Source organism: Streptomyces sp. x-80 (assembly GCF_046549095.1).
GTDB lineage: Bacteria > Actinomycetota > Actinomycetes > Streptomycetales > Streptomycetaceae > Streptomyces > Streptomyces celluloflavus.
This window is the reverse complement of record NZ_JAJPWM010000009.1, coordinates 349,454-366,354: the sequence shown is the minus strand read 5'-3', so window position 1 is coordinate 366,354 and position 16,901 is coordinate 349,454. Positions and strand designations below refer to the sequence as shown.

Here is a 16,901-nt window from a genome sequence, read left to right as displayed (position 1 = left end):
GGGGGGGGGGGGGGGGGGGGTGGGGGGGGGGGGGGGGGGGGGGGCGGCCGGCATTTCGATGCCGGCCGCCCCGCCAGGCTGTCCCGTTGGCTCGCCCCTCTCGCTGTTCCGCCAGCCGTTCCGCTTGCGGTCCCGACAGCCGTCCTGTCAGCCGTTTCGCTTGCGGGCCTGTCAGCCGTTCCGCTTGCGGTTCCGACAGCCGTCCTGTCAGCCGTTTCGCTTGCGGGCCTGTCAGCCGTTCCGCTTGCGGGCCTCGATCAGGAACCGGGTCGTATGGGCGACGAAGGAGCCCTCGCGGCGAATCCGCTCATCCAACTCCCGCAGCCGTTCCCGGTATTTACCGACGGTGAACCCGGGGACGATCCAGATCACCTTCCGCAGGAAGTAGATGACGGCGCCGATGTCGAAGAACTCGGTCCGCAGCGACTCCGAGCGCAGATCGACCACGTCCAGACCGACCGCGGCCGCGTCCCGGCGGGCGTCATCGGGATGCCGGTGGCGCCGGACCTCCTCCGGCTGCGGCCCGAGGAAGTACTCGACCAGCTCGAACACGCTGGCCGGGCCGACCTGTTGGGAGAAGTACGTACCGCCGGGCCGCAGCACCCGGGCGATCTCCGACCACCACACGGTCACCGGATGGCGGCTGGTCACCAGGTCGAAGGCCGCGTCCCCGAACGGCAGCGGCGGCTCGTCCGCGTCCACCACCACGGCCACCCCGAGGGGGTGCAGCCGCGCGGTCGCCTTCGCGACGTTCGGCGGCCAGGACTCCGTGGCGACCATCAGCGGCGGCAGCTTCGGCGCCGCCGCGAGCACCTCGCCGCCGCCCGTCTCGATGTCCAGCGCCGCCGAGGCCCGCGCCAGCCGGTCGCTCATGGCCCGGTGGTACCCCCACGAAGGCCGCTCCTCCGTGGCCCGCCCGTCGAGCCAGGAGAAGTCCCAGCCCTCGACCGACACTGCCCCGGCCTCGTCCACCAGTTCCTCAAAACTTCTGGACATACCTTAATTTTCCGGGCAATCGGGTGAATGCGCCAACGCGCGGCCCACCGGACGCCGGGGCCGCGCCGCGCCACCGGATGCCGGGCCGCGGTACCCCGCCGCGGACGCCTACCGCGTCTCGTCCGCCACCGGGAAGGAGAGCTCCGGCCGGTCCCACAGCACCGCCGGGGGATTCGCCGGCACCGTCCCGGTACGCACCGCGCCCACGCTCCGGTAGAAGCCCTCGGACGGCGGATGCGAGACGACCCGTACACCCGACAGCCCGGCCCGCCGCGCCTCATCCAGCATGTGCGCGATCAGGCGGCGGCCGATCCCGGAGCCCTGCGCGTCGTCCGCGACGAACATCAGGTCCAGCTCGGCCCGGTCGAGGAGGAGCGCATAGAACCCGAGCACCCGGCCGCCACCGCCCGCCGCGCCCCCGTCTCCCGGCCCGCCGTCCGCCGCCACGGCCACGAACACCCGGTGCGCCTCGATGTAGTCGGGCCCCACCCGGTACCCGGCCACCATCGAGGCGTAGACCCCCTCGTAGGCGCGGGACGTCCGCACCAGCCGCGTGAGCCGCTTCGCGTCCCCGGCCACGGCCCGCCGGATCACCACCGCATCGCGGCGCAGCCGCGCCGCGCCCGCACCCGTCTTCCTGCCTCTGCCCATCTCCGCGCCCGTCTCCACGCCCGTCGCCGTCGCCGTCTTCACGAGGCCGTCGTCCCGGCCGCCTCCCACGCTGTCACGGCCGGCCGGTGCTCCGGTTCCCGGGTACGGCGGTCGCCTCGTTCCCGCGGCCAGTGCTCCGGTTCCCAGGGCCGGCGGTCACCTCGCCCTCACGGCCAGTGCTCCCGTTCCCAGGACCGACGGTCACCTCGTCCTCACGGCCGGTGCTCCCGTTCCCAGGACCGGCAGTCGCCTCGTCCTCACGGCCGGTGCTCCCATTCCCAGGACCGACGGTCGCCTCGTCCTCACGGCCAGTGCTCCCATTCCCAGGACCGACGGTCACCTCGTCCCCACGGCCGGTGCTCCCGTTCCCAGGACCGGCAGTCGCCTCGTCCCCACGGCCAGTGCTCCCGTTCCCAGGACCGACGGTCACCTCGCCCTCACGGCCGGTAGGTACCTCGCGCCCCGTGACGGGGGGATCCCACGCTGCCACGGCCGACGGGCTGCTACCGCGAGGCCAGCGGTCCCAGCTCACGCGCCAGCGCCACCGTCAGCGCGCGGAAGATCCGTACCTCCGGGTTGGTGTCCGCGGCCCGGGTCGCCAGCACACTGTGCGCGCACGGCGCGTCCAGCACCGGTACGTACACCGTCCCCGGCCAGGGGTAGTAGCGGGCGAAGGACTTCAGCCCGGAGCCCGCGCCGCGCCCCGCCGAGACGCTCGTCAGCACATCGTGCGGGGTCAGCGCGCAGTCGGGCGCGCGCCGCTCCCCGGCGTCGAAGTACAGGTAGTCGGTGAAGGGCCGCGGCGTGTGCCGGGGCAGCCGCAGATACGGCAGATCGATGACGTCCGCGACCCGCACCCCCACCCGCGCCGCGTCCGCGAGCGGTGAGCCCGCCGAGACCGCCACGATCCGCCGCTCGGTCGTCAGCACGTCCACCTCGATGCCGTCGGCCGCCACCGCCGGGCGTACGAACGCCACGTCCACCCGGTTCTCGCGCAGCGCGCTGACGTGCTCGGTGAAGGTCAGCTGCACCAGTCGCAGCGGTACGTCGGGCCGGGCCCGGCGGAAGGCGCTGACGGCCGCCGGGGTCACCTCGGCCGACCCGTGCCCCATCACCCCGACCCGCAGTCCGCGCGCCGCCGCGGCGACCGCCGCCGACGTGGTGTGGGCGGCCTCGGTCACGTCCTCCACGGCGGCGTTCGCGGCGGCCAGCAGCGTACGGGCGTGGGAGACCAGCCGCTGCCCAGCGGCGGTGGGCACCACCGGGCCGTGCCCGCGGTCCAGCAGCCGCGTCCCGAACTCGCGCTCCAGCTGCTGAACGTGCTGGGTGACCGCGGCCGGTGAGAGGAAGAGCCGCGCGGCGGCCCGCCCGAAGTGTTCCTCCTCGACCACCGCCAGGAAGGAGGACAGCCGTCGCAGATCCATACGGCCCACGATAGGCCGCGGCCGGTGAACGGTTCCGGGGCCGTTCACATTTCCTGAACGGGGACGGCGCCCGCGCCCACCCGGCCGTACAACGTCCCTATGAGCACGTCGCCCGCCCGCAGCGCCACGGACGCCCCGACCACATCCGCCGCCCCCACTGCACCTGCCGCATCTCCTATATCCGCCGCATCCGCTATATCTGCCGCATCCGCCATACCCGCGATACCCGCGATACCCACGGTGTCCACGGTGTCCCCGCAACGCCACTGGCTGCGCGCGGGCTGGCTGATGACCGCCTCCGGCTGGAGCGCCAACCAGTTCTCCGCCCTCCTCGGCGCCTACCGCACCGATCTGGGCCTGACCACCGCCACCACCACCGCCCTCTTCGCGGTCTACGTCCTCGGCCTGATTCCGGGCCTCCTCCTGGGCGGCCCGCTCGCCGACCACCGGGGCCGCCGGCCCGTCGTCTTCACCGCCCTCGCCGTCTCCGTCCTCGCGACCTGCCTCCTCATGGCGGGCCCCGCCGCCGCCTGGGCGCTCTGGCCCGGACGCTTCCTCACCGGCCTCGGCGCGGGCGCCCTGCTCACCGCGGGCAGCGTCTGGATCAAGGAACTCTCCACCCCGCCGTACGGCACGGCCGCCACCCCCGGCGCCGCGGCCCGCCGCGCCGGCCTCTTCCTCTCCGCGGGCTTCGCCTCCGGTGGTCTGGCCGCCGCGCTCATCGCCCAGTGGGCCCCACACCCCATGATCACGGCGTACCTGCCCCACCTCGTCCTCGCCGCGGCGGCCGCCCTCTTCGCCGCCCACGCCCCCGAAACGTCCCCGGCCCGCACCGCCGCGCACCCCACCGGGGAATCCGCCGCGGCCCGTACCCCCACCACTCCGGAACCCGCTCCCGCGCACGGTGGTTCCTCCCCCGGTGGCGCCTCCCCCGCCACGGCCTTCCGCCGCCTCGTGGTGCCCGTCGCCCCCTGGGTGTTCGCCGCCCCCACCATCGCCTTCGCCACTCTGCCCGGCCTCGTCGACGCCCACCTGGACGGCTGGCAGACCGTCTACGCCGGCGTCGCCACCGCCGTCACCCCCGGCGTCGGCCTCCTCGTGGCACCGCTCGCCCGCCGCCTCGCCGCACGGCACCGCATCGCCACGGCCGCCGCCGGGCTGGCCGCCGTCGCCCTCGGCCTCCTCGTCGCCGCGCTCGCCGTGGCCCATACCCAGCCCGCCGTCGCCCTCGTCGCCGCGGCGCTGCTCGGCGCCGGATACGGCCTGTGCGTGGCGTACGGCCTGACCGAGGTCGCCGCCCTCGCCCCCGCACCCCGGCTGGCACGCCTCACCGCGCGCTTCTGGGCCCTGTGCTACCTGGGCTTCATCACCCCGTACGCGATCACCCTGCTCACCCACGCCTTCGCCCCGCCCGCGATCCTCACCGGCGCCGCCGCCCTCGCCGTACTCACCCTCGCCACGGTCACCTACCGGGGAACGCGTAGCTCCCGCTGATCCGCCGGCCTGCCCGGCTTGTCCGGCCTTTCCGGTCCGCCTGCCCGGTCCGATCCGGCCGCCCGCCTGGGCCGCGCGCCCCGGCGGTGGGCTCCCGGCGGTGGGCTCCCGGCGCCGGCTTCAGACCGCCGGTCCCCGCGGCTCCGGTCCGTGGACCAGTTCGCCGACCGCCTGCGCCGTCCAATGACCGGCCGCCCCCGGACGGCTCGCAACATAGGCGGCCACCGTTTCGGCGTCCCACGACCCCGCCTCCAGAAGCCCCAGGCACAGAAACCGCGCATACGCCGCGGCCGGCGGGACCCAGGCCACCTCGTCGATGCCCCACGGCGCGGTGCAGGTGAGAACGGGCAGGCCGTCCAACTGCCCGGCGCACACCAGAGTCTCGTAGCGCCCCGTACCCAGCACCGCCCGCCCCCGCGCCAGCACGCCGCTCAGGTCCAGGTCGGCGCCCGGTTCCCGGTACATCTCCTGCGCCGCGATATCGGCGAACTGCGCCGCCGACACCAGGTGCGCCCGCGCGAGGACCCGCCCCGCCGCCCCGGGGTCGTAGAAGGCCCGGCCCCCTCCCCACACCGGCGACTCGGTCGCGAAGTACACCTCTCCGGGCAGCTCGACGGGAACCGACACGGCGGGCAGACCACGATCCCGGCACCCCGGATACCCCCGCGCCGCCCCGGGCGGCCGGCCACCGGCGAGGTAGCAGGCGAGCCGCTCCAGGTACATGTTCGAGCCATAGGCCAGGTACCAGACCCGCCACGGCGAGGGCCCGCCGACCGGTCCCGGCTCGATGGTGCGCACGGTGTCCATGCCCTGCCTCTGCCCCCTCAGGCGCCGACCGCACCTGCGACGGCCGGCCGACGGCACGGCCGCGCCCCGCCGCGCCCGCCGCGAGCCCGAACACCCCGAACTCCCCCAACGCAGAAGGGGTGCCCGATTCACTCGGACACCCCTTCCGACCAGCCATGTCGCTGACCTCTGCGGAGGCTGTGGGATTTGAACCCACGGTGAGGGGTTACCTCACGACAGTTTTCAAGACTGTTCCCTTAGGCCGCTCGGGCAAGCCTCCCCGCGACATCGCTCGGCGGTGTCGCGGGGTTCAGACTAGCGCGTCACTTGTCGCCCGTGCGCTGGCCCAGGGTGACCTGGGTGGTGTGCTCCTTGCCGCCGCGCTGGTAGGTCAGGGTGATCTGGTCGCCGGGCTTGTGCTGCCAGATCTCGCTGATCAGGGTGGGGCCGCTGTCGATCACCGTGTTGTCGAGCTTGGTGATGGTGTCGCCGGGCTTGAGGCCCGCCTTGTCGGCCGGGCCGTTCGCGGTCACCGGGTCGGAGCCGTCGTTGCCGCCCTGGGCGATCGTCGCGCCGCTGCCGGAGCCCCGCATGTCGACCTGGACGCCGATCTGCGGATAGACCGGCTTGCCCGTCTTGATCAGGTCCTGCGCGACCCGCTTCACCTGGTCGATCGGGATCGCGAAGCCCAGGCCGATGCTGCCGGACTGCTGCGACTCGCCGCCCAGGCCGCCGCCACCACCGCCGTTGCCGGCCGACTGGATGGCGGAGTTGATGCCGATGACGTTGCCGCCGGCGTCCAGCAGCGGACCGCCGGAGTTGCCGGGGTTTATCGAGGCGTCCGTCTGGAGGGCGCTCATGTACGAGGCGCTGGAGCGGCCGCCGTCGCTGGAGGCCACCGGGCGGTCCTTGGCGCTGATGATGCCGGTGGTGACCGTGCCGGACAGGCCGAAGGGCGCGCCGATCGCGATCGTGGCGTCGCCGACCTGGACATCGGCGGACCTGCCGAGCGGCAGCGGGCTGAGAGCGGTGTCCGAGACGTTCTTGAGCTTGATGACGGCGACGTCGTAGCCCTGGGCGCGGCCGATGACCTCGGCGTCGTACTTCTTGCCGTTGGAGAACGTCGCGGTGAGTTTGCCGCCATCGGCCGCGCTGGCGACGACGTGGTTGTTGGTGAGGATGTGGCCCTGCTTGTCGTAGACGAAGCCGGTGCCCGTGCCGCCCTCGCCGGTCGCGCCCTGCGCCTCGATGGTGACGACGCTGGGCAGCGCCTTGCGCGCTATCCCGGCGACCGAGGTGGGCTTGCGGTTCAGCGCCTCCGGGTCGCCGGACGCGGAGACCGTCGTCGAGTCCTCGCGGCCCGCGGCCCAGAAGCCGATACCGCCGCCGACACCGCCCGCTACCAGCGCGGCCACCAGGACGGCGGCGATCAGTCCGCCGTTGCGCCTCGGCTTGGGCGCCTGCTGGCCGGGCGCGCCCCAGGGGTCACCGCCGCCCCCGTAGGGAGGCTGGCCCCAGCCGCCACCGGACGCGCCGTACGCGGTCCCGTACACGGGCACCTGAGCGGTCTGGTCGGCCGGCCCGCCCGGGGCCGCCGGACCACCCGGACCGGCGGGGGCGGCTCCGGCGTACGGGGACTGCGAGGGCTGCGGAGGCTGCGGGGGGTGCCCCTGCGGCGCGGGCTGCTGCGGATGCGCGGCCGTACGGTCCTGGTCGGCCGGGGTGGCGCCGCCGGGGGTGGTGACGGCCGGGGCGAAGTCCGGCGGCGGGGGCGCGGCCGGCGGGGTCTGGGGAGTCCGGGCGCCGGAGGCGGACGCGGCCGCGCCGTCCGACGCCTGGCCCGCCGCCGACGGCTCGGCCTCCGGCGGGACGGCGGCGCCCTCGTTCTCGGTGCTCACAGGTCTCTCCTCAACTCAACTTCACGACGGTGCCGGCCCACGGCCCGCTGCCATGCTCTGCGGTTCTGCGGTCTTGACTGTCCTGCTGTCTTGACTGTCCTGCTGTCTTCCGGGCCGTTGGTTCCTCGGTCGGTTCCTCGGCCCGCAGCCCCGGGAGTGCGGGCCCGGTACTCCAGGATTCAGGATCCGGGCGGTACGGGCGAGTCTCCGTCCCCCAGCTTTTCCCACCGTGCGTCAGGGCACCGTAAGCCGAGGCTGTGACTTTCCTCCGGGGCGCGCCCCCGTTCACGGGTTCTCGCGGCTCTTCCCCGGCGCCGGACCGTCCCTGATCACCACGCACCCTCCGTTGCCCCGCGCGTCCCGGTCTCTCGTGGGGGCGCGCGCCTCGGTTCCCGCGCTCGCCCGTTACGCCGGATCATCGGTGCCGGGCGGGCCCGCCGCATCCCCTGGTCCGCGCCTCCCGGTAGCGCGCGGGCCACCGGCGGCGGTGGATGGCACGATAACGCGGTGACCTCTGCACACCCCGTCCAGGACGCCCGTCCGGGGCCTTCCGCCATTTCCGTCGTCGCCCACCGGGGCGCCTCCGAAGACGCTCCGGAACACACCCTGGCCGCCTACCGCAAGGCGATCGAGGACGGCGCGGACGCCCTGGAGTGCGATGTCCGGCTGACCGCCGACGGCCATCTGGTCTGCGTCCATGACCGGCGGGTGAACCGCACCTCCAACGGGCGCGGCGCCGTCTCCGCCCTGGAACTGGCCGATCTCGCCACCCTCGATTTCGGCTCCTGGAAGGCGGACGCGGACGACCATGAGGCCCCCGACCGGCAGCACGAGGATCCCGAGCGGACGTCCGTGCTGACCCTGGAGCGGCTGTTGGAGCTGGTCGCCGACGCGGACCGCCGGGTCGAACTGGCCATCGAGACCAAACATCCGACCCGCTGGGCCGGACAGGTGGAGGAGCGGCTGGTCGAGCTGCTCGGCCGGTTCGGGCACACAGATCCGGCCAAGGACGCCTCGGTGCCGCCGCCGGTCCGGGTCATGAGTTTCTCGGCGCGCTCGCTGCACCGGCTGCGGGCCGCGGCGCCGAAGATCCCGGCCGTCTATCTGATGCAGTTCCTCACGCCCCGGTACCGCGACGGCCGGCTGCCGCCCGGCGTCGGTATCGCGGGCCCCGGCATCCGGATCCTGCGCGCGCACCCCGACTACGTCGCCAGGGCCCATCGCGCGGGCCACCAGGTCCATGTCTGGACGGTGAACGAGGCGGCGGACGTCGAGCTGTGCCGGGATCTGGGCGTGGACGCGGTGATTACAAACCGCCCGAAACAGGTGCGAAATCAGCTCGGTCTCGACTGAGGTTCCTCACAGGGTGTGCACCGGCGCATTCGGCCTGTAGGCGATCGTGTCGAATGCGTCACCACGTAACGCTTGGCCGGTTTCCGGTCCAGTCCAATGGGGCATTCATCCCGTGGCGTGGGGCAAAGGAGGTCTCGGGGGTGGCGTTGATGGTGGCACAAGAGGTGCCGACGTCGTCGATCATGGCCGTACCCCATGGTCCAGCGGGTGTGGGCATGGCCAGACGACGCATGCGTGAAGAGCTGTTGGCAAGTGGAGTTCAGGACACAGTCGTCGATGACGCGGTTCTTATCCTTTCGGAGCTGCTGAGTAATTCGTGTCGGCACGCGCGTCCGATATACGAAAACGGATCGCCGGATTCCGCACGGTCCCCGGGCCGGGGCGCACCCCCCGAGTCCGTCCGCGCGTCCTGGCGCATCGACGCCCAGGGCGGGCTGACGGTCTCGGTGACGGACGGTGGGGGCCCGACCCGGCCACTTCCGGCCACTCCTTCGGTCACGGCCCGCGGTGGCCGCGGGCTGGCGATCATCCGCTCGCTCGCCAAGGACTGGGGCGTACGGGACGCCGCCGCCGGCGAGGTGACGGTCTGGGCCGTCCTCTCCCTCCAGGACGCCTTCGCCGCGCGGGTGGGCCTCTCCCCGGAGCTGGTCCACGGGTCCATGGGCCGGTCGCCCGCGCTCACCCGGGGGCCGGCCGCCGGTCTGTCGCCCGAGCTGGCCTTCGCGGACCTCGACGACCCGGTGTAACGGGCGCCGCGCGGCCACCGGGCCACGGCTCGGTGCGGGTCCGGGACGGGCGCAGGCGGGTCCGGACAGAGGCGGGCGGGGACAGGCGGAACGGTGCGGAGCGGAGCGCAACGGCCCTGCCGCGCAACGCTCCGGGCATCCTCTAGGCTCGCGCCGAAACGCGTCCGTACGCCCCGGAACGACCAGGAGACACCGCCGCCATGGCCAAGAAGCGCCGTCCCCAGCCCCAGGCCGCAGCATCCGCCCGACGCGAGGACGGTGCCGCCGGTGCAGCCGCCGAGGGCAACTACCCGGTCGTCGGCGCCCGCGAGCCCTGCCCCTGCGGTTCGGGCCGCCGCTACAAGGCGTGCCACGGCCGGAGCGCCGCACACGCCGCCACCGAGCTGGTGCAGCGCCCCTTCGAGGGACTGGCCGGCGAGTGCGACTGGGTCGCGCTGCGCGAGCTGGTGCCCGCCGCCACGGCCGAGCTGAAGCTGGCGGGCGGACTGCCCGACGGCGTGCCCTCGGTGACGCTCGCGACGGTGCTGCCGATGGCCTGGCCCGCACTGCGCCGCGACAACGGCGCGGTGCTGCTCGGCCTCCAGAACGACACCGCCTCCGGCGACCTCAGCCGCGATCTCGCGGACACCCTGCGACGCGCGCTGACCACGGAGCCCGGCAGTCCGGTCGCCGCCGGGCGGCCCGCCGCCGACGGACCGCGCCTCCAGGATCTGCTGGACCCGGACGCCGCTTTCGAGCCGATCGTCCACACCGGCTTCGAGTTCTGGGTGGAGAACGCCGAGAACGCGACGGGCGAGGTCGCCGCCTCCCTGGAGCGGGCCAACGCCGCGGCCGTCCCGACCGCCCGGATCCCCGGTCTGGAGGGCGCCTACTGGTGCGAGGCCCCGGAGAAGAACCATCTGCGCTGGGTCACCCCGTACCCCGAGGAGCAGCTGCTGGACGCGCTCGCCCGGCTGCACGCCGCCGGCACCGCCGCGCTCGGCGAGGACACCCGGCTCGTCGGATCGTTCCGCGCCCACGGCCTGGTCGTACCGGTCTGGGACCTGCCGTCCCGGATGGGCGCCGACGAGGTCGCGGCGCCGGCCGCCGCGTTCGGTGAGCGGCTCGCGAAGGCCCTGGCGACGGACGCACCGCTGACGGCCGAGGAGCGCCGGGCCCGCGGCGGCCTCACCAACCGTCAGATCACGCTGAGCTAATGGCGACGGTCACGGTGTCGTGACCGTCGCGTTCCGGCCGCCCGGGACGTGAAACCCGTCACAACACCCGGTGCACACCCCTGATTGAGCGTCCGGAATTCCACGATCGAATTTGCGAACCGCCAATCTCTTGTTACCGTTCTAGGAGCCCGGTCGCTGGTGCATCCCCCGTCGCCAGCGACCGGGCGCTTCCATGTCCGGCGCCGGACGATCTTCCCCGGCCGGACCGGCCGCGGCTCCGCCCGGCAGCCCACCCCCGCAGCGCCTCGGCACCGCCATTGGTCCGACCACCGCGTACGCCCTCGGCCCGCCGAACCACCGCTCCGCTACGCCGAGTTGCTGCCGGCACGGAGCAGCAGCCGCTCGCCCGCCGGGTCGGAGAACTCCGCCACCGCGTCGTACGGCCACCGGTCCTGGTGCGCGCCCGCGGGCCGTACGGTCGCCGCGGCCGGTGTCTCGCACACCCCCGGTCCGTCCGCCGCGGACATCTCGCAGTGCACCTGGACGCTGCTGCGGTCCGGCCGCAGCAGCGTCAGCACGGCGCGCAGCGGGTCACCCGTGGGGTTGCGGTAGTAGGTGCCCGCCCAGGTCCTGCCGCCCTCGGCGAGGACGCAGGTCTGCGCCTCGATCCGTTGCGGGGAGGCGAGTTCGGGGCCGCAGCGGACGGTGCGGCGGTCGTCGGCGCGCAGCGGCGGTTGCCGGTCCGGGGCCACGGCGGTCCGCGGGCGGCCGGTCGGGGCGGTCCCGTCCTCGGCGCGGGCGGCGGCCGCGGCATCCCCGCGGCGGTTCGCCCCGGCGCCCGCTCCGGGGGCCGCCTCCCGGCCCGGCCACCGCCCCGTGAACCCGTGCGGTGCGGCGGCGGAGGTCCGGCGGGCGTCCGGGGCCGCGGTGTCGGCCGGCCCGGCCGTGGCGGCGGCCAGGGGGACGGCGGCGGCGAGCGCGGCCGCACCGGCGAGCGCGGTCAGACGGAATTTCTGCGCACGCTGCATGGGCCCCACCTGCGATTGACGTGCCGACGACGGCGGCTTGACGGTGGGCCGAACCTATCGGTCGGCGGCGGTGTCCCCGGGTGTCCGCACACCCGTTTCCCGTAGCCTTCCGGGCCGCTCACACCCGTACGGGTGAATCAGCTCGTACGGGTCACGGGTCGTACGGGGAACGGGTCGTACGGGTCACGGGGCGTGCAGCTCGTGCGGCGAGGTGGGGCGGCGCCGGCTTCGCCGCCCTTCCGGCCGTGACGTCGGCTCCGCGCCACCGGCCTGCGCCACGCGCGTCCGCCACGAACCCGCGCCGCCGGCCTTCCCCTCTCGCGCCGTGTCCCGCTGCCGAGCCACAACGCCGCGTCGCGAAAGGGAGCTTGGCGTCGTCCGCACGCTTCCGGCCCCCTCCGGTCCGTCCCGTCCCGACCCGGTTCCCCCGGTCCGTCCGTCCCCGCGGGTCAGTACGCGAGCCGGCTGTCGCCGTCCGGGGTGCTGGTGCTCGCCGTGACCAGGGCGTCCACGATCGTGGCCACCGTCGGCAGCCAGGGGCCGGCCGGGCCGGCGGCCGGCGGGCGCTCCCAACGCACCTTGCCGGCGCCGATCTGGGACGGCGGGAGCACCACATAGCCGCCCTCGCCGTGGAACCGCAGCGAGCTGGGCACCCAGTCCTGGGAGTGCAGCAGCTCGCCCAACTCCGCCAGGTCGTAGGGGGATACGAGCAGCGACCAGCGGGTGGGGGTGGCGACCACCGGGCCGAGGCGGACACCGAAGTGGTCCAGGGCCGCCAGCGCCCGCGCGCCCGCGACGGCCGGCAGGCTCACCGCGCACGGAGCGTGGCCGCCGGTGGCCAGCACCACCGGGGCATCGGGCCGGTTGGCCCACCACCAGCGCACCATCCGAGCGTCGGTGGTGGCGGCCAGCAGGCCGGGGTCGAAGGGGTGCGCGCCGGGCACCACGCAGTCGGGGTCGGGACAGCTGCACCGCCGGGCGGTCCGCTCGCCGAGGCCGAGTCGCTCACCCGCCGACGGCCGGCCGCCGGACCTGAGTCCCACACCCGGGAGTACGGGCCACTGCCACTCGGTGGCGCACTGGAGCGCCGCACCGAGCAGTGCCGACCTTCCGCCGCGCCGGAACAGGAGCTTGCGTCGCCTTCCGAGGATCTCGCGCATGAGCGCTCGTTCCTTTCCGTAACGCCGAGGGCTATGTCCTTCGCACTACATGCCGGTTCATGCCACTGTGTGGCGATTCATGCGACCTGGTCATGCAATCCGGAAGTCGATCACGCCACATGGATCATCATTGGTCACCGCGTGTACAGGGCAGCGCATCACGCCGTACGCCGAGCGTGGAACGTGGCGGCGGGTGGCGGGCGACTGGCGCTTGCCGTTCCGTGGTGCAATCCCGCCACTTGAGAGTGCGTCGCGGTCGTCGTCCTCTAGGACGCCCGTGTCCGCCGGAGAGTTCCGGCGCGGCCCCAACTGGCCCCGCACCTTTCCGAGTACGTACCCGCCATCGTGCATATGACGCGCTGTTGATCGCGGTCAGTCGACCTCAAATTGACATCCATGGGGCCATTTTCAGGCCAATCTACAAACCTCGTTGACACCACAAACCCCATCGGGACAATGCTGGACATTACATCGTCGGTGCGTGTAGATGTGGAGGCATTGATAGCGGAGCAGCATGACATGGGGGTTTGCGATGCTATTGAGGGAATTGAGCGGTCGAGCGCACCGCACAACATCACTCAACAAAATGCCGCACTCCCCACCAAAATGCGGCCTGACCTGGGGAAATACCTGGTCCGACGATAGCTGTCAGCCATGACCGCCTCCCATGTACCGAAAGTGGCTGGAATCGAACCAGTACTTCCCGCCCCAACGCACACTACCGACCCGCTCGCGGCGAAAACCCGTGCGGACACCTCGCCGGACGCGCCCTCGGACGCCTCATCGGCGCGCCACCCGGACGCTCCCCCGGGCACCCGCCCCGGCGGCGCGCGGGACGCCGCCTTCGACCTCTCGCCCGTCGACCGGATCGCCGCGGTCCAGGACCGGCTGGCCGGCTGGATCTCCGACCTCAGCACACTGCACGACCTCACCGGACAACTGGCCCGCACCCGCACCCTGGAGGACGCCCTCCACGAGACGCTGCGGGCGGGCGCGTCCCTGATCGGCGCCCGGCGCGGCCTGATCGTCCTCGAACCGGCCGACGGACTCGGCCCGGACACCACCATCGGCCTCGGCCTCGGCCACGCCGACATCGGCCACCTCGAAACCGTCCCGCGCCGCGCGCTGTCGTACGGCCGGATTCTGGACGGTCTCCCGGAGCCGGACGCCGACCCGGCCGGCGGCGGCCGTACGGGACGCGAGGGCCGCGACGGGACGGACGCCCGCACCGGCGCCCCGTACCCGGGGGCCGGTGCCCGCACCGAGATCGCCGAGCCCGACATCCCCGGCGGGCAGGACCTCGACCCCCGGCTGCGCGAGGTCGCCGCGCGGCTCGGCTACGCCGCCAGCTACGCCGTGCTGCTGACCGCCGAACCGGTCGGCCGGACCGGCGCCGCCGTCTGGCTCTACGACGAGCCCGCCCGCCCCACCGAGCGGCAGCGCCACCTCCTCGGCCTCTACCGTTCCCACGCGTCCGAGCACCTCGCCCGCCTGCTCGCGCTGCACCGCCGGGAGCGGGCCGCGGCGACCCTCCGCGAGGAGCTGCTGCCCAGCCGGCTGCCGCGGGTGCCCGGCGTACGGCTCGCGGTGCGCCACAGCACCGGGCCGCGCGGCGGCGGCGACTGGTACGACGCGCTGCCGCTGCCCGACGGCGCGCTGGGCCTGGCCGTCGGCTCGGTCACCGGTTCCGGGCCGAGCGCGCTGGCCGCCATGGGACGGCTGCGGGCCTCGCTGCGCGCGTACGCCGTGATGGAGGGCGAGGATCCGGTCGCGGTCCTGTCCGACCTCGAACTTCTGATGCGGCTGACCGAACCGGCCCGCACCGCCACCGCGCTCTTCGCCTTCACCGAACCGCCGTCCGGCGCACCGGACGGACCGCCCGCCCCGTCGCTGCCGGGCGGTCTCGCCGGCGCCCTCCCGCGCAAGCTGGTGCTCGCCGGGGCGGGGCACTGCCCGCCGCTGATCCTCGGTGCGCTGCGGACCGAGTTCGTGGAGACCTCGCTCTCCGCGCCGCTGGGCATGCTCGCCTGCTGGGAAGCGCCCAGCGTGGAGATCGAACCTGCTCCCGGCGAGACGCTGCTGCTCTACAGCGACGGGCTGCTGCACCGCACCGGCGAGGCCATGGACCACGCCTTCGCCCGGCTGCACGCCGCCGCCGCGAGCGTCCCCGGGGCCGGCCGCCGCGACCCCGAGGCCATCGTCGATCACATCCTGCGCACCCTGCTGCCGCAGGGCCTGGACGACCCCGCCTCGGAGGAGGACGTGGTGCTGCTCGCGGTCCATTTCGAGGAGTGAGAGCGGTCCACTTCGCGGCGTATTCGCGAAGTAGGAGGAGCAAGTTCGCGGAGCAAGGGGAGCAAGGGACCCACGGCGAGTGCCGGTGTGCCGATGCTCAGGTGTGCCGGTACGCAGGCGCCGGTGTGCCGGTGTGCCGGAGAGGTCACATGTTCCTGCCACTGGACCGTGTTCGATCCGCACATACGATGGAACGCGGTTCAGTCTTAAAAGGAGGCATTGTGACCGACGAGCTCACACCGGAGACCCCGGACGAGGACGAGCAGCCGATCAAGCAGCGCAAGAACGGCCTTTACCCGGGCGTCTCGGACGAGCTCTCGGAGAGCATGCGGAGCGGCTGGGCGGACACCGAGCTGCACGACCTGAAGCCGATCGAGCAGGCGCCGCACGCCGCCCGGCGCCGCGCGGCGCTGTCCCGGCGCTTCCCCGGCGACCGCCTGGTGATCCCGGCGGGCAACCTCAAGACCCGCTCCAACGACACCGAGTACGGCTTCCGTGCCTCGACGGAGTACGTCTACCTCACCGGCGACCAGACCGACGACAGCGTCCTGGTGCTGGAGCCCCGCCCGAACGGCGCCGAGGGCCACGACGCGACGGTCTACCGTCTGCCGCGCTCCAACCGTGAGAACGGCGAGTTCTGGCTCAACGGCATGGGCGAGCTGTGGGTCGGCCGCCGGAACAGCCTCGACGAGTCCGCGGCGCTGCTCGGCCTCCCCTGCAAGGACGTCCGCGAGCTGACCGGCCAGCTGTCCGAGGCCACCGGGCCGGTCCGGGTCGTCCGCGGGCACGACGCCGGTATCGAGACCGCGCTGACCGACAAGGTCACCGCCGAGCGGGACGAAGAGCTGCGGGTGTACCTCTCCGAGGCGCGCGTGGTGAAGGACGAGTTCGAGATCGGCGAGCTCCAGAAGGCCGTCGACTCCACCGTCCGCGGCTTCGAGGACGTCGTGAAGGTCCTGGACAAGGCCGAGGCGACCAGCGAGCGCTACATCGAGGGCACGTTCTTCCTGCGCGCCCGCGTCGAGGGCAACGACGTCGGCTACGGCTCGATCTGCGCCGCGGGCCCGCACGCCACCACCCTGCACTGGGTCCGCAACAACGGCGAGGTCCACTCCGGCGACCTGCTGCTGCTGGACGCCGGTGTGGAGACCAACAGCCTCTACACCGCCGATGTGACCCGCACGCTGCCGATCAACGGCCGGTACTCCGCACTTCAGCGCAAGATCTACGACGCGGTGTACGAGTCCCAGGAGGCGGGCATCGCGGCGGTCCGGCCCGGCGCGAAGTTCCGCGACTTCCACGACGCCTCGCAGCGGGTGCTCGCCGAGAAGCTCGTCGAGTGGGGCCTGGTCGAGGGCCCGGTCGAGCGGGTGCTGGAGCTGGCGTTGCAGCGCCGCTGGACGCTGCACGGCACCGGCCACATGCTCGGCCTGGACGTCCACGACTGCGCCGCGGCGCGCACCGAGGCGTATGTGAACGGCACGCTGGAGCCCGGCATGGTGCTGACCGTCGAGCCCGGTCTGTACTTCCAGGCGGACGACCTGACGGTGCCGGAGGAGTACCGCGGTATCGGCGTCCGGATCGAGGACGACATCCTCGTCACCGAGGACGGCAATCGGAACCTCTCGGCCGGCCTGCCGCGCCGCTCCGACGAGGTGGAGTCCTGGATGGCCGCCCTGCTCGGGAAGCAGAGCTGACGGAACGGGGCCGGGCGGCAGCGCCCGGCCCCGCCGCACACCGGCCGGCACCTCGGAGGACGGGGTGCCGGCCGGCGCGTATGTGGGGGGCGGTGCGCCGTACCCGACGCGTTGTGCGTGAGGTGAGTGGCGTGCGGCGCCGTACGTGATCGGTGTACGTGATCGGCGCGGGCTCGTACGTGGTCGGTGCGGCGTCGTACGTGATCGGCGCGGCGT

14 protein-coding genes and 1 tRNA gene are annotated in these 16,901 nt (G+C 73.6%); 6 read left to right on the top strand and 9 right to left on the bottom strand.

Annotated features, from left to right (window positions below; translation table 11 throughout):
* Positions 1 to 231 precede the first annotated feature (231 nt).
* From ACLJWH_RS21070 to ACLJWH_RS21055, 4 genes are all read right to left on the bottom strand, one after another.
* Positions 232 to 996, bottom strand: coding sequence for a class I SAM-dependent methyltransferase (locus ACLJWH_RS21070; RefSeq protein WP_411143261.1), 765 nt, complete (start codon positions 994 to 996; stop codon positions 232 to 234).
* A gap of 108 nt (positions 997 to 1,104) precedes the next feature.
* Positions 1,105 to 1,647, bottom strand: coding sequence for a GNAT family N-acetyltransferase (locus ACLJWH_RS21065; protein ID WP_411143282.1), 543 nt, complete (start codon positions 1,645 to 1,647; stop codon positions 1,105 to 1,107).
* A 503-nt stretch (positions 1,648 to 2,150) separates the two neighbouring features.
* The gene (locus ACLJWH_RS21060; RefSeq protein ID WP_411143260.1) at positions 2,151 to 3,071 is read right to left on the bottom strand and encodes a LysR substrate-binding domain-containing protein; all 921 of its coding nucleotides are present in this window, start codon (positions 3,069 to 3,071) and stop codon (positions 2,151 to 2,153) included.
* 44 nt (positions 3,072 to 3,115) lie between these two features.
* Positions 3,116 to 3,310, bottom strand: a complete 195-nt coding sequence (locus tag ACLJWH_RS21055) for a hypothetical protein (protein WP_411143259.1) — start codon at positions 3,308 to 3,310, stop codon at positions 3,116 to 3,118.
* 10 nt (positions 3,311 to 3,320) lie between these two features.
* Between ACLJWH_RS21055 and ACLJWH_RS21050 the strand changes: the two genes are divergently transcribed.
* Entirely contained in the window at positions 3,321 to 4,565 is a 1,245-nt protein-coding gene (locus ACLJWH_RS21050; RefSeq protein ID WP_411143258.1) for an MFS transporter, read from the top strand.
* 120 nt (positions 4,566 to 4,685) lie between these two features.
* On the opposite strand, the gene ACLJWH_RS21045 is transcribed toward ACLJWH_RS21050, so the two are convergent.
* The 3 genes from ACLJWH_RS21045 to ACLJWH_RS21035 form a co-directional block, all read right to left on the bottom strand.
* Entirely contained in the window at positions 4,686 to 5,372 is a 687-nt protein-coding gene (locus ACLJWH_RS21045) for a histone deacetylase (RefSeq protein WP_411143257.1), read from the bottom strand.
* Positions 5,373 to 5,543: 171 nt separating this feature from the next.
* Positions 5,544 to 5,631, bottom strand: a tRNA-Ser gene (locus ACLJWH_RS21040).
* Between the two features lie 43 nt (positions 5,632 to 5,674).
* The gene (locus ACLJWH_RS21035) at positions 5,675 to 7,249 is read right to left on the bottom strand and encodes a S1C family serine protease (RefSeq protein ID WP_411143256.1); all 1,575 of its coding nucleotides are present in this window, start codon (positions 7,247 to 7,249) and stop codon (positions 5,675 to 5,677) included.
* 507 nt (positions 7,250 to 7,756) lie between these two features.
* Here ACLJWH_RS21035 and ACLJWH_RS21030 point away from each other — a divergent pair.
* The 3 genes from ACLJWH_RS21030 (at position 7,757) to ACLJWH_RS21020 (ending at position 10,544) form a co-directional block, all read left to right on the top strand.
* Entirely contained in the window at positions 7,757 to 8,602 is an 846-nt protein-coding gene (locus tag ACLJWH_RS21030) for a glycerophosphodiester phosphodiesterase (RefSeq protein ID WP_411143255.1), read from the top strand.
* A gap of 53 nt (positions 8,603 to 8,655) precedes the next feature.
* Positions 8,656 to 9,348 (top strand): ATP-binding protein, encoded by a 693-nt coding sequence (locus ACLJWH_RS21025; RefSeq protein WP_411143254.1) that lies wholly within the window; start codon positions 8,656 to 8,658, stop codon positions 9,346 to 9,348.
* Between the two features lie 200 nt (positions 9,349 to 9,548).
* Positions 9,549 to 10,544: a DUF5926 family protein gene (locus ACLJWH_RS21020; RefSeq protein WP_411143253.1), complete on the top strand. Its 996-nt coding sequence runs from the start codon at positions 9,549 to 9,551 to the stop codon at positions 10,542 to 10,544.
* Positions 10,545 to 10,870: 326 nt separating this feature from the next.
* Here ACLJWH_RS21020 and ACLJWH_RS21015 read toward each other — a convergent pair whose 3' ends face one another.
* Complete coding sequence (locus tag ACLJWH_RS21015; protein WP_411143252.1) at positions 10,871 to 11,533, bottom strand: hypothetical protein; 663 nt, start codon at positions 11,531 to 11,533, stop codon at positions 10,871 to 10,873.
* Positions 11,534 to 11,982: 449 nt separating this feature from the next.
* Positions 11,983 to 12,693: a bifunctional DNA primase/polymerase gene (locus ACLJWH_RS21010; protein WP_411143251.1), complete on the bottom strand. Its 711-nt coding sequence runs from the start codon at positions 12,691 to 12,693 to the stop codon at positions 11,983 to 11,985.
* A gap of 654 nt (positions 12,694 to 13,347) precedes the next feature.
* Here ACLJWH_RS21010 and ACLJWH_RS21005 point away from each other — a divergent pair.
* Both ACLJWH_RS21005 and ACLJWH_RS21000 read left to right on the top strand, forming a co-directional pair.
* Positions 13,348 to 14,988 carry a PP2C family protein-serine/threonine phosphatase gene (locus tag ACLJWH_RS21005; RefSeq protein ID WP_411143250.1) on the top strand — a complete coding sequence of 547 codons (1,641 nt, stop codon included), beginning with the start codon at positions 13,348 to 13,350 and terminating at the stop codon, positions 14,986 to 14,988.
* Positions 14,989 to 15,209: 221 nt separating this feature from the next.
* Positions 15,210 to 16,685, top strand: coding sequence for an aminopeptidase P family protein (locus ACLJWH_RS21000; protein ID WP_411143249.1), 1,476 nt, complete (start codon positions 15,210 to 15,212; stop codon positions 16,683 to 16,685).
* Positions 16,686 to 16,901: the final 216 nt, after the last annotated feature.

Excerpts from the sequence above, each read along its gene's own strand:
- ACLJWH_RS21070 (WP_411143261.1), bottom strand. The coding sequence starts at position 996 with ATGTCCAGAAGTTTTGAGGAACTGGTGGACGAGGCCGGGGCAGTGTCG.
- ACLJWH_RS21065 (WP_411143282.1), bottom strand. The coding sequence starts at position 1,647 with ATGGGCAGAGGCAGGAAGACGGGTGCGGGCGCGGCGCGGCTGCGCCGC.
- ACLJWH_RS21060 (WP_411143260.1), bottom strand. The coding sequence starts at position 3,071 with ATGGATCTGCGACGGCTGTCCTCCTTCCTGGCGGTGGTCGAGGAGGAA.
- ACLJWH_RS21045 (WP_411143257.1), bottom strand. The coding sequence starts at position 5,372 with ATGGACACCGTGCGCACCATCGAGCCGGGACCGGTCGGCGGGCCCTCG.
- ACLJWH_RS21025 (WP_411143254.1), top strand. The coding sequence starts at position 8,656 with ATGCGTCACCACGTAACGCTTGGCCGGTTTCCGGTCCAGTCCAATGGG.
- ACLJWH_RS21020 (WP_411143253.1), top strand. The coding sequence starts at position 9,549 with ATGGCCAAGAAGCGCCGTCCCCAGCCCCAGGCCGCAGCATCCGCCCGA.
- ACLJWH_RS21015 (WP_411143252.1), bottom strand. The coding sequence starts at position 11,533 with ATGCAGCGTGCGCAGAAATTCCGTCTGACCGCGCTCGCCGGTGCGGCC.
- ACLJWH_RS21010 (WP_411143251.1), bottom strand. The coding sequence starts at position 12,693 with ATGCGCGAGATCCTCGGAAGGCGACGCAAGCTCCTGTTCCGGCGCGGC.
- ACLJWH_RS21005 (WP_411143250.1), top strand. The coding sequence starts at position 13,348 with ATGACCGCCTCCCATGTACCGAAAGTGGCTGGAATCGAACCAGTACTT.